Origin of the sequence: Ohtaekwangia koreensis (assembly GCF_900167975.1) — a bacterium.
GTDB lineage: Bacteria > Bacteroidota > Bacteroidia > Cytophagales > Cyclobacteriaceae > Ohtaekwangia > Ohtaekwangia koreensis.
Window position 1 is genome coordinate 2590829 of the sequence record NZ_FUZU01000001.1, and the last position, 12275, is coordinate 2603103.

The window sequence follows — 12275 nt, forward strand, 5'->3', positions numbered from 1 at the left end:
TTCTTGAATTACTTATCTGCAGAATCTGTTGCCAAGACCTTTAATGACCGCTGGCTTTTTAAAGATGTAACGCTCGGTATTTCACAAGGCGAGAAATTTGCCTTTGTCGGAAACAATGGTGTAGGCAAATCAACTTTATTAAAAATACTTACCGGAGAAATTCAACCGGATGGTGGAAAAGTAAGCATCCGTCAGGGAATTCGTCTCGGGTATCTCACGCAACAACCCTCTGTTGATGAAAAGCTTTCCGTGAAAGATGTACTCTTCAGTGATAACAATGAGATCGCCAAGGTAGTAAAGGAGTATGAAGATTGTATTCATCATCCCGATACTTCACCGGAACGAATGCAAGCCGTGCTCGAACGTATGGAAGAGCTTAAGGCTTGGGACTATGAAGCGAAGGTGCACGAAGTGATTGAGAAGTTAGGCGTGCCTGACCTTGATAAAAAATTCGGAGAGCTTTCAGGTGGACAAAAGAAACGGATTTTCCTGGCGCAGCTTTTATTGCAGGAGCCTGATCTGATCATCATGGATGAGCCTACCAACCACCTTGATCTGTCTGCGATTGAGTGGCTGGAGAATTATTTGTCGGGAGCCAACATCACCTTGATTATGGTGACTCACGATCGCTACTTCCTCGATAATGTAGCTACAGAAATTATTGAACTTGATCGCGGCCAGCTATTCCGGTATAAAGGTAACTATGCTTATTACCTTGAAAAGAAAGATCAGCGTGAAGAGATTTTGAAAGCGGAAGTGTCGAAAGCAAAGAATCTTTTAAAGAAAGAACTGGACTGGATGCGCAGGCAACCGAAGGCTCGTGGTACTAAAGCAAAATATCGCGTTGAAGCGTTTTATGATCTGCAAGAGAAAGCTTCACAGGATTTACGTAAAGAAAAACTTGAACTCGATATCAAGGAGGCAAGACAAGGCGGGAAGATTCTTGAAGTTGAACACATCACCAAAAAATACGGATCGTTGCCAATTGTAGATGACTTCTCGTATGTATTTAAAAAGAATGATCGCATTGGCGTTGTGGGCAAAAACGGAGTTGGTAAATCTACCTTCCTCGATATGCTTACCGGAAAACTGAAACCAGATTCAGGTGAAATAAATCCCGGAGTAACAACGAAGTATGGATACTTTACGCAAGAGTCGATCACGCTTAATCCAAACAACAGGTTGATCGAAGAAGTAAAATCCATCGCTGAATTCATCACACTGTCCGATGGTTCGCAGGTATCTGCTTCTAAGTTCCTGGACTCATTTCTGTTTCCGCCCGACAAGCAATACAACTATATAAACAAGTTGAGTGGTGGTGAAAAGAAGCGCTTACAATTATTGAAATTGTTAGTCACTAATCCAAATTTTCTGATTCTGGATGAACCTACTAATGACTTTGATATAGATACCTTGAATGTACTGGAAGACTTCCTGGATAAATTCAGTGGCTGTCTTTTGCTGGTATCACACGATCGTTACTTTATGGATCACCTGGTCAATCTGCTTTTTGTATTTGAAGGCGATGGACAAATCCGCATATTCAACGGTAACTATTCTGACTATCGTGATTGGGTGGAAGAGCAAGAGGCGATGAAAGCATCTCCTAAAGGTGCACCTAAGCAAGAGGTAAAGGAAGTAAAACCTGTTGCTGCTATACCAGCCGAAAAAAGAAAAGCATCCTATAAAGAAAAGCAGGAGTACGATAAACTGCAATCAGAAATTGAAGCCCTTGAAAAACAGAAGCAAGAGGTTGCAGAATTAATCAACTCAGGAAGTTCTGATCATAAACAACTGCAGGAGTGGGGACAGAAAATTCAATCCATTGCAAATGAGATTGATACGAAGACCATGCGTTGGCTGGAGCTTTCGGAGATTGTGAATTAAGCATCGCGATTCTGTACGAACCAGGCAAAGATTCCGCAATCTATAGGTAATAATATTTTGCCGTTGGTATAAATTGCAGAAGAAATCGATTGAATAGTATATTTTTGGAGAAATCTTTAACCGATCATGAATCTCAATACAGAAGCTGAGAAGAAGAACACGTACGATGCTATTGTGGTAGGCACTGGTATCAGTGGAGGCTGGGCTGCAAAAGAGCTCACCGAAAAGGGATTAAAAACATTGGTGCTCGAACGTGGGCGGATGGTAAAACATCCTGATTACCCGACTGCTACAAAAGATCCTTGGGATCTGAAGTACGCAGGAAAACCAACTCAAGAAGATTTAAAACAACAAGGTGTTCAGGCAAGAACGGGATATACTGTACGTCAGGACACGAAGCACTGGTTTGTAAATGACCTTGAGAATCCATACACAGAAGTGAAGCGTTTCGACTGGATGCGTGGTTATCACGTAGGTGGTCGTTCTATTATGTGGGGTCGCCAGAGTTACCGCTGGAGTCCAATGGATTTTGAAGCGAATGCAAAAGACGGTGTTGCCGTTGACTGGCCAATCCGTTACAACGACCTGGCTCCATGGTATGATTACGTTGAAAGCTATATAGGTGTAAGTGGAAATAAAGACGGACTCCCTCAACTTCCCGATGGTAAATTTTTACCTCCTATGGAATTGAACTGTGTGGAGTTAGATCTGAAAGGTAAAGTGTCAGATAAATTTGCTGGTCGTGCTTTGACCATTGGTCGTACAGCACACGCCACTGCACCACTTCCGCATAGCCCACAACGTGGCACATGTCAATTTAGAAATCTTTGCGCACGCGGATGTCCTTATGGTGGATACTTCAGCAGCGTGTCATCAACTTTACCAGCCGCTGAGAAAACTGGTAACATGACGCTTCGCCCGAATTCTATAGTATATGAATTGATATATGATGAGAAGAAAGGTAAAGCTACAGGAGTAAAAGTATTGGACGGAGAAACCGGAGAACAGGTAGAGTTCTACGCGAAAGTAATTTTCCTGTGTGCTTCTACATTTGGTTCTACGTTTATCATGTTAAACTCAATCTCGAATCGTTTCCCGAATGGTTTCGGAAATGATAGCGGTGAATTGGGAAGCAACATCATGGATCACCATTTAAGTGTTGGTGCCTATGCACAAGTGGATGGCTTTGAAGATCAATACTATTTTGGAAGAAGAGCGAACGGTTTTTATATACCTCGCTACCGTAACGTAGGAAGCGACAAGCGTGACTACTTGCGTGGATTTGGTTACCAGGGAGGTGCAAGCCGCCAGGGATGGTCAAGTTTAGTGGCAGAGTTAAGCATTGGTGCTGAGTTGAAAGAGGCAGTTGGCAAGCCAGGTGGATGGACAATCGGTATGGGTGGTTTCGGAGAAATACTTCCGTATCACGATAACAAAGTAACGCTTAACAAAGAGAAGAAAGATAAGTACGGTTTACCGACTCTTACTTTCGATGCCGACCTGAAAGAGAACGAGTACAAAATGCGTAAAGATATGGCGGCTGATGCTGCTGAAATGCTTGAAGCTGCAGGTTACAAAAACGTTGGTACATACGACAACAAGATCGGTATAGGGTTAGGTATACATGAGATGGGAACAGCCCGTATGGGTAAGGATCCGAAGACTTCTGTATTGAATAAATTCAACCAGGTACATGCTTGTAAGAATGTATACGTAACGGATGGTTCAGCAATGACTTCGGCTGCTTGCCAGAATCCTTCTTTAACCTATATGGCGTTGACTGCAAGAGCTGTTGACCATGCTGTAAATGAATTGAAGAAGCAGAACCTTTAATACGGAGAAGCATTAAATAAATAATCTAACAGATCAAAATATATATAGTATGGATCGCAGAGAAGCATTAAGACGCACAGCCTGGATAATGGGTGGTGTCATTTCCGCTCCCGCTATTATGGGCGTGCTGAAAGGTTGTGCCGCTAAACCTACCATTGACTGGAAGCCGGTTTTCCTGGCGGAAGATCAGGGTATATTGGTAACACAAGTTGCAGACATCATCATCCCGAAAACCGACACACCGGGTGCAAAAGAAGTTGGTGTTCCCGGCTTTATCGACCTGATGATGAAAGATGTATATGCTAAAGAAGAGCAGGAAAAATACATCACCAGCATGAAGGCTTTCAACGATGCTGCTGAAAAGGAGCACGGGGATCCTTTTATTGAACTGTCCGCCGAAAAGCAAACTGCTTTTGTTAAGAAACTTCACGATGAAGTTGTAAAAGATCATAGTGAAAACGCTCCGGCTTACAGGTCCTTCCTGATGACCACAAAAGAACTTACGATGTTAGGTTTCTTTACCTCAGAAGTAGGAGCCACTAAAGTATTGCAATATGTAGCAGTTCCCGGTTCTTATAAAGGATGTATACCACTCTCAGAAGCTGGTAACGGAAAAACCTGGGCAACCTAGAAAAAAAATTGACACTGATTGTTATCCGGGAGACATTACTGATAACAGTTTTGAAGTCAGTATATAAATTTAAATCCAATTGCATGTAATGTGCAATTGGATTTTTTTTGGTGGTATAACAATGTATAGACTGTAGTATCTATACTATATCTCCTAATCGAAAGCAGCACGATGTGTCACAGGCTATCAGGAATTATATATCTGGTTGTCTTGAGAATAGGTACTATTTCTCCGAATTTCCACCATCGAACCGCGAGCCGCTCATGGCTTCCAGAAACGCCAGTGGATTCCAGTATTCGCGATAATTAGTAATCAGACCGTCACGGAACGTGACGAAGGTAGCGTAGCTCATCTCGTACGGATTGCCGTTGGACAACACATGGCCTGAGGCGCTCCACTCCGCTATAGCAACATTCGGATCAGTGGTCGCATATATCTTCATCGTTGGTAATTTGTGCACATCGATGAAGCTTGGATAGTTGCGTAAATATTCATACAGTGCTGCACGGCCTTCAATTCTTGCCGGTGAACCTTTCGGTGCAAAGGGAAATTCAGCAATTACGTTCTCATCACACCGGTCTGTCCAACCCTTCATGTCCTTTGCCAAAAATGTGTCAAGACTACCTTGCAATAGTTCTACCGCGTTTGATTTTAATTCACTCATAAGTTATATATATTAATTACTGTTTAATGACACTTGTTGTTGTACTCGCTCTATAGTCTATATACTTTTTGTTATATGCGGCCACCACCATTCGCAATGATTTGTTGTCCGTTAATCCAGGCGCCTTCAGGGCCGGCGAGAAAAGCAACAATACCTGCAATATCACCCGGCTCGCCCATCCTGCCAAAAGCAGAACCTTCGGTAATTCTTTCCAATTCTTCTTTTGAAAGCTCTTTTTGTAAAGGTGTTTTTGTTGGTCCGGGCATAACGCTGTTAACAGATATTTGACGCGGCCCGAGTTCGTGTGCTAAAATTTCTGTGATCACACGACCGGCTGCTTTACTGGGAGAGTATAGTCCAAGTCCTGCTGCAGGATATACTGTGCTGGTGGAAGATATATGTATAATTCTTCCTCCTTCCTGAACATGTTTAGCGGCCTGCTGCAAAACAAAATAAGTGCCTTTGTAATTGACTGCGCTGATGCGATCGAAATCTGCTTCCGTAACATCTGCAATGGCTGTTCCAATGAGAGCAATGCCGGCATTGGCTACAACGATATCAATTGCACCAAACTCGTTTATAACGTCATTGAAAAGTTTAATAATTTCAATCACCGAACTCACATCTGCCGGAAATGCTTTGGCGTTGCCTCCCGCGTTAACAATCTCGTCAACTACTTCTTCTGCTGGTTTCGGATTGCCGATATAATTGACAGCCACAGTAATTCCGTCTTTGGCTAAACGTATTGCAATTGCGCGACCAATACCCGTTGCTGCTCCTGTGATAAGAGCCACTTTTTTTGTTGCTAAAGACATGCCTTCAGGTTTTATAGTTATATAGTTTGATATATACTCCGTCCACGTAAATATTATCTACACCCGACATTGCAAGGGTAGTGATAAGACAAAATTTTCATGGATACAATTGACTCTGGGACCAAAGGTAGAGCGCAACCATTTTGTAAAACAAGAAGGCACCTTTTCATCAATAGCTTACCTATTAGTAAGTCATGGTGAAGATCAATATGTTATAAAATTGAAAGATTAAATATTTTTTTGAAGCAGTTACGAAGGGTAGTTACGGATTAGCAGGATCGCTAATCCAGTTTGCATATCGTGAAATTGTTGCAAGCCTTTTATAGTATATAGTTAATAGATTTTATCGGGTGATAACCCTTGAAGCGGATGTCATACTCCCGCGGTTACTGCCACTATCGGTTACAAAGCAGAATAGGATTGTTATTTTTTGTTTCCGTATTTGGCTCTCGAAGCCACGATGGTTGGCATATTTGCAAATGACCATTGAATCAGCGGATTCATAGCAGGCAGTAAGCTCTTGCCTAAATCCGTAAGTGAATATTCTACCTTGGGAGGTACCTCCGGATATATCTTTCTGGAAATAAGTCCATCAGCTTCCAAAGCTTTTAGCGTTACGGTAAGCACTTTTTGAGATAAATCACTGATCATTGAATGCAGCTCATTGAAGCGGAGTGTTTCTTGCTCTCCCAAATGAATAATCACCAAGGCCGACCATTTATCTCCGATGCGACCAAAGACGGTTCTGATTGGACAATCGTTTGCCGACACCACTTTTCCAAATTCGTCAGTATGCATAATCGCCTGAACTTTTAGTGTTGCTTAACCTTGAGAGAAGTAGTCAGAGAAGTTATTTCTTAATTCAAGACTAAGCGCAGTTTACTTAATAAGCAGCGAAGATAACTGAATAAAATAACTTTTGAATTTATATCGGGCGTCACCTTTTTTGGTGGATAGAATTACGGTACATACCAGTTCAGGAAATCTGATTTGTTATAGTGGCTGTCATCTAAATTATATACATCAATTTATAGAAGTTGTTCATCCGTATGCTGAACAGATGAACAACTATATTTATACCAGAAATATCATTACCATCCAATTCCGTAATCCTCTCCGTGGTTGCTTGAACCACCCCAGAACGTTCCGTGTTCCCAATCGAAATATATAGCATTGATCGGTCCGGCAGTACGTTCGTCCAGGTCGATGCTATAGCCCATTTTTCGCAGCTCTTTCATTACATAGTTTGGAGTTTGCGTATTGAGTGTAACGGCTCCGGGTTTACTTTCGTGATTGCCGAATGAAGAACGCATCTGGTAACTAACAATGTTAGCAGCTTCAACAGCTTCCTGTATAGTCATTCCGAATTCGACAACGTTTAAAAAACACTGGAGTAGATCCTGATCCTGACTATCGCCACCTTGTACAGCGAACGATAAGAAAGGCTTGCCATTCTTCAGTGCCATGCCTGGTGTAAGCGTTACACGTGGACGCTTGCCGGGCTCCAGTACATTGAATGGATTTTGTTTTGCATCCAGCACGAACGACTGCATACGCTGACTCATACCAACGCCTGTTTTACCCGCTATACATGCAGGCACCCATCCACCACTTGGCGTAATGGACACCACCCATCCATCTTTATCAGCAGCCTCTACAGAGGTTGTACCCATCTTGAAATCACTCAAGTATTCTTCATCGATTGTATTGCTGACAGGAGAGAGGCTTGCCTGGCTCCAGTTTTTCACAAGGTCTGTAAATGGATTTACTTTTCCTTCGAATGGGTAGGGATCCCCGGGACTGGCCTTCCCATTATTTCGCTCCCAGTTGATTTCTTTTGCGCGCGCTTTTGCATAGTCTTTTGAAAGCAATCCTTTTATAGGTTCCTCCGGGGAGAAGGCTGGATCACCATAGTAAAAATCACGATCCGCAAAGGCAAGGTTCATCGACTGATATAGCGTATGTATATACTTTGCAGAATTATATCCCATACTCTTCAAATCGAAGTTCTCCAGTATATTCAGTGCCTGCAGCATAGCAGGCCCTTGTGTCCATTGCTGTAATTTATATACTTCTATACCTTTGTAATTTACCGATACAGGCTCTTCGATCTTTACTTTCCAGGTAGCCAGGTCTTGCTCTGTAATCAAGCCGCCTTGTTCCTTGCAACCGCGCACAAATTCTTTCGCTATATCTCCTTTGTAAAAACGATCATAGGCTGCATATATAGCTTCCTTCCGGTTTTTGCCTTTTTTTAAGGCCTGCTGTTCAGCGTCAACCAGTTTTTGCAACGTCTGCAGCAGATCATTTTGCTTGAAAACTTCACCTGCGGAAGGTGCTTCGCGATCTTTCCCTATATGAGGCAGGAAAACAGCTTTCGAGTAGGGCCACTCCTTGATCAGTGCCTTGTTGCGTTCAATGCTGTTGGCAGTCTGCGCTTCGATTGGATATCCCTCTGCCATTTGCATTGCCGGAGCGAGTACCTCTTTCAAACTCAACGTTCCGTACTCTGCGAGCATCGTGCAAAGTCCACCGGGTGTCCCAGGTGTAACCGCAGCCAGCGGTCCGAACTCCGGAGGATATTGCATTCCTTTACTCTTATAGAATTCTGGCGTGGCTCCGGTGGGAGCTACTCCCAGTGCGTTGATCGCTATAACTTTGCCAGTCTTGGGATTATAAATCAGTGCTTGTGTTTCACCACCCCAGCTCAATACATCCCACATCGTGCAGGTAGCAGCGAGCATGGCACAGGCAGCATCTATAGCATTGCCACCTTTCTGAAACGTCATAGCGCCAGCTGTAGCAGCCAGTGGTTTACCGGTGACTGCCATCCAATGTCTTCCGTGAAGCGGAGGTTTTTGTGTGCCTTGCGGCCGGACGTTAAAGGATTGCGCATAACTATGCGAAACCATCAGCAGTATACTACAGAATAGTAAGGTTAGCCTTTTCATGGATGAGTTATTTAGGTCGTTAAATATAGCCGATTGCCAGCAGGATTAACAAGAGATTACATGGAGGGATATAGGCTTAAGTGAGGGGAAAATAGATTTGAGAATAAGAAGCATCGACAGAGAATTTACCTCTTCGCTCGTTGTGGTATGTATGTGCTACCAGATAAAAATTACAATGAAATTTTTTAGCAGGAAGGTTATTCTTCGATATCTCTACGATCAGCTTACCGGTAATTTTGCAGGGTTTCTAATTGGTATGTCCGCTTCAGGGCTTGTATCAAGATTTTTTGAAACACGAAGCATCAGGAACCTGTGGGGATTAACCGCCAAGAAAACTATTGTTGATAAAGCAACTTTCAGTAACCTCGAATGGATTCTTTCCATTATCATCGGGTTTATCGTATTTGAGATTTTTACAAAAGTGATCAAGGAAAGGATCGATAAGAATTTCCCTCGCTATAAAATAAAATTTATGCGCTGGATGATTGCCAATGCTATACCTGAAAAAGCTTCTGCTATAGGACTGAATCTGAATCGTCAACGCATTGCATTTTTTGCAGCCGTGCAACAAGCCGTTGTAAGAGTAAAGAATAAATAGTAGCAAAGAGTATAGAGCAAGTAAAAGAGTTATACACTGCTGATACATTGCTTTATATTGCCGTTCCTTTCTGATCTTCGTTGTTATCTAAAGAAATATGCATGGGTTAGGTATATATTATTCCCGATCCCGATCAACCTGTGCAGCAAGCACGACATCGAAAGCATAATCATTGGAATAGTAAGTGAATCTGTAGGCATACCCGTTAACGAACTCAGACTAGAGCAGAGCATCATAAATGATTTAGGAATTGATTAGGGTCCCAAAAGGTGTACACGTTCCCTTGCGTTGTTGGAAATTCAGGTGCATTTATCTTCCTTTAGTACATTATTCTAACCCAAACTATTTACGTTATGGAAAGCGCCATACTGGCTTTACTAGGAACGGTTGTTGGTGGTATAGTGACCGTACTCACTTCTTACTTCTTGCAAAAACAAAGGTTCGAACAAGAAGTAAAGCTCAAGCAGGAAGATAATAAGACAGAGTTTATGGCGGAGAATACGGCTAAACATTTCCTGAGTCATAAGTCGTTTACAGACAGGTCTTTTGAAACGTTAAGGAATCACCTGGGCGGATTTGATGACGATGAATTGAGGAAGATACTGGTAAGAGCAGGAGCCATCCGGGTTACCCGGGATGATGGTTCTGAATGGTGGCGTTTGCTTTCGCGGATGGATGAGTATATTGAAACAAAAAGAGCAAAGCATTAAATTCAAATCTTAATAGCAACGATATGTATATCCTGGATCCGAAAGATGTTCTGGCTTACCAGAAAGAGCACCACGCAATTTTGATTGATGCGCGAGGCGGTCCGGATGCCTACGCGCGCTATATTTCCGCCCATGCTGAAGGAGCCTATTTTGTAGATCTGGAAAGTCAGCTTTCTGAAAAGTCTGTGAATGCTGCGCGAGGTGGTCGGCATCCTTTACCGGATATGAAAAACTTCGGTGCCTGGTTAGGTTCATTCGGTATAACACCGTCAACACATATACTTGTATACGATGATAAAGCTGGCGCCAATGCCGCTGCACGGCTCTGGTGGATGCTAAAAGCAATAGGTCACAACGCTATATATGTAGTTAGCGGAGGTTTGGATGCCATGGCCAAAGCAGGTGTACCGATTTCATCAAGTGTTCCAGAGGCATTAAAGCCAGCTGCTCCGTATCCTGTAACGGATTCAGCCATTCCGGTGGTAAATGTGGAGGCGGTTATCAAGGCAACGCAAAACCCTGACTTTCTTGTGATTGATGTGCGTGAAGGGTATAGATATAGGGGAGAGAGTGAACCGATAGACCTGGTAGCAGGACATATACCCGGAGCGGTAAACGTTCCCTTTGTTACCAACTTACAGGCTGATGGAAAATTTCTTTCTCCGGCTGAGCTCGCTTCAAAATATAGGGAAGTAATCGGCAACCGGAATCCTGAGCATGTTATCGTTCATTGTGGCTCCGGAGTCACGGCCTGCCATACACTTTTGGCCATGAATGAAGCCGGCATTGAAGGTGCTAAACTATACGTTGGTTCATGGAGTGAATGGTCACGGAATGATTATCCGATCGCAGTCGGAGAGAAGCCCTAAATATATACGTGTAATGCTTTTCTGTGTAAAGCATTTTTATTCTCCATTATTCTCATGAGCCTTTTCAAGTGCTATAGCATGGTAGTGTACTTGCTATACCAGGGTTGGTAGATTGATGTAACTTGTCGTAACTTTTTTAAACCTGTCGATTTTTTGACTCATTAGTGGTTACCTCTTAAAGATCAATTTATCAAAAATCTTCATTTATGACTGTTTTCATACATCAGCAAGTCGAGGTATCATAGTCAATTTCCGATGTGCGTTGTACGGCCAATCTTTGTCGGTACATACTCAAACTCGAAATACCTTAACCTAACATGAAAAAAGCCATTGACTTTTTGCGATCGGAAGTCTTTATATTTCTGACGCTCTTATTGGTCATAACCTCGCAGATTATTCACACGATGTATCTCTTCGAAACAGTACGTGTGTTTGATCTGAGCTTCGAAATTGCATCGTATCGGTTTACGATTGCCAACTGGGTACATGCCTTCATATTCGCCCTCGCCATCGAAGCTGCCATCCTGATGTTCATCCTCAACGGTAAGCCTACACCTTCCAAGGTATATGCCGTAGCTTCTTTTGCAACGAATCTTTTGTATTACAAAGTATGGATGGTACCCTTGCCAACAATTTTTGCAAGCGTGCTGATCAGTTCTATGCTTGCAGGTTCTATCTGGTTCTTCTCTGACTTATTAGCAGAGAAGATCAGCATGGCCGATGTTCCTTCCAAAGAGGAAGATGAGTTGAAGAAGATATTGGCCGCTACAGATGAGGTAAAAAAAATTAACTTCAAGACTACCATGCCTATGAACGGCCGGTAATTTCAGATAACAACAAGATTGTAGAAAGGCGCGGAGCGAGAGCTTCGCGCCTTTTTTGTTACCTGCGATCTCTTATCTTTATACGTATTGTAACATTCTATACTTGAAGGCGATTGATGCTTATTTCCTGGAGAAAGAAGAACCTGTAAAAAGCTATTTACAGGCGTTACGTGAAATTATTCTTCACCATGACAAGAACATCACTGAGACATGGAAATATAGCATGCCGGTCTATTGCTATAACGATAAAATGTTTTGTTACCTCTGGGTTCATAAGAAATATAAGCAACCCTATATAGGTATTGTTGAAGGAAAGAAGATTGACCATCCACAGCTTATTATTGAGAAGCGTGCCCGCATGAAGATCATGCTCTTTGACCCCGCCCGCGATATACCTATAAAAACCTTGAAGAAGATATTGAAGGAAGTGATAGCACTTTATCCAAAATAAAAATGCTGCCCGATTCAGGCAGCATTTTTATTTTAAGGCCTC

12 protein-coding genes are annotated in these 12275 nt (G+C 42.6%); 8 read left to right on the forward strand and 4 right to left on the reverse strand.

Annotated features, from left to right (window positions below; all coding sequences use genetic code 11):
• Positions 1-3 precede the first annotated feature (3 nt).
• From B5Y40_RS10450 to B5Y40_RS10460, 3 genes are all read left to right on the forward strand, one after another.
• Positions 4-1887 (forward strand): ABC-F family ATP-binding cassette domain-containing protein, encoded by a 1884-nt coding sequence (locus B5Y40_RS10450; protein WP_079686608.1) that lies wholly within the window; start codon positions 4-6, stop codon positions 1885-1887.
• 126 nt (positions 1888-2013) lie between these two features.
• The gene (locus B5Y40_RS10455; protein WP_079686609.1) at positions 2014-3720 is read left to right on the forward strand and encodes a GMC oxidoreductase; all 1707 of its coding nucleotides are present in this window, start codon (positions 2014-2016) and stop codon (positions 3718-3720) included.
• 49 nt (positions 3721-3769) lie between these two features.
• A complete protein-coding gene (locus B5Y40_RS10460; RefSeq protein ID WP_221408892.1) occupies positions 3770-4351 on the forward strand; it encodes a gluconate 2-dehydrogenase subunit 3 family protein in 582 nt (193 codons plus the stop codon).
• A gap of 223 nt (positions 4352-4574) precedes the next feature.
• Here B5Y40_RS10460 and B5Y40_RS10465 read toward each other — a convergent pair whose 3' ends face one another.
• From B5Y40_RS10465 to B5Y40_RS10480, 4 genes are all read right to left on the reverse strand, one after another.
• Complete coding sequence (locus B5Y40_RS10465) at positions 4575-5015, reverse strand: nuclear transport factor 2 family protein (protein ID WP_079686610.1); 441 nt, start codon at positions 5013-5015, stop codon at positions 4575-4577.
• 71 nt (positions 5016-5086) lie between these two features.
• Positions 5087-5830, reverse strand: coding sequence for an SDR family oxidoreductase (locus B5Y40_RS10470; protein ID WP_079686611.1), 744 nt, complete (start codon positions 5828-5830; stop codon positions 5087-5089).
• Positions 5831-6253: 423 nt separating this feature from the next.
• On the reverse strand, positions 6254-6628 hold the full coding sequence (locus tag B5Y40_RS10475; protein WP_079686612.1) for a winged helix-turn-helix transcriptional regulator: 375 nt from the start codon (positions 6626-6628) through the stop codon (positions 6254-6256).
• A gap of 293 nt (positions 6629-6921) precedes the next feature.
• On the reverse strand, positions 6922-8781 hold the full coding sequence (locus tag B5Y40_RS10480; RefSeq protein ID WP_079686613.1) for a gamma-glutamyltransferase family protein: 1860 nt from the start codon (positions 8779-8781) through the stop codon (positions 6922-6924).
• Between the two features lie 175 nt (positions 8782-8956).
• Between B5Y40_RS10480 and B5Y40_RS10485 the strand changes: the two genes are divergently transcribed.
• The 5 genes from B5Y40_RS10485 (at position 8957) to B5Y40_RS10505 (ending at position 12233) form a co-directional block, all read left to right on the forward strand.
• Complete coding sequence (locus tag B5Y40_RS10485) at positions 8957-9379, forward strand: hypothetical protein (RefSeq protein ID WP_143785688.1); 423 nt, start codon at positions 8957-8959, stop codon at positions 9377-9379.
• Between the two features lie 353 nt (positions 9380-9732).
• Positions 9733-10089, forward strand: a complete 357-nt coding sequence (locus B5Y40_RS10490) for a hypothetical protein (protein ID WP_079686615.1) — start codon at positions 9733-9735, stop codon at positions 10087-10089.
• Between the two features lie 23 nt (positions 10090-10112).
• On the forward strand, positions 10113-10958 hold the full coding sequence (locus B5Y40_RS10495) for a sulfurtransferase (protein WP_079686616.1): 846 nt from the start codon (positions 10113-10115) through the stop codon (positions 10956-10958).
• Between the two features lie 317 nt (positions 10959-11275).
• Complete coding sequence (locus B5Y40_RS10500; protein ID WP_079686617.1) at positions 11276-11782, forward strand: hypothetical protein; 507 nt, start codon at positions 11276-11278, stop codon at positions 11780-11782.
• A gap of 103 nt (positions 11783-11885) precedes the next feature.
• Entirely contained in the window at positions 11886-12233 is a 348-nt protein-coding gene (locus B5Y40_RS10505; RefSeq protein ID WP_079686618.1) for a DUF1801 domain-containing protein, read from the forward strand.
• Positions 12234-12275 lie beyond the last annotated feature (42 nt).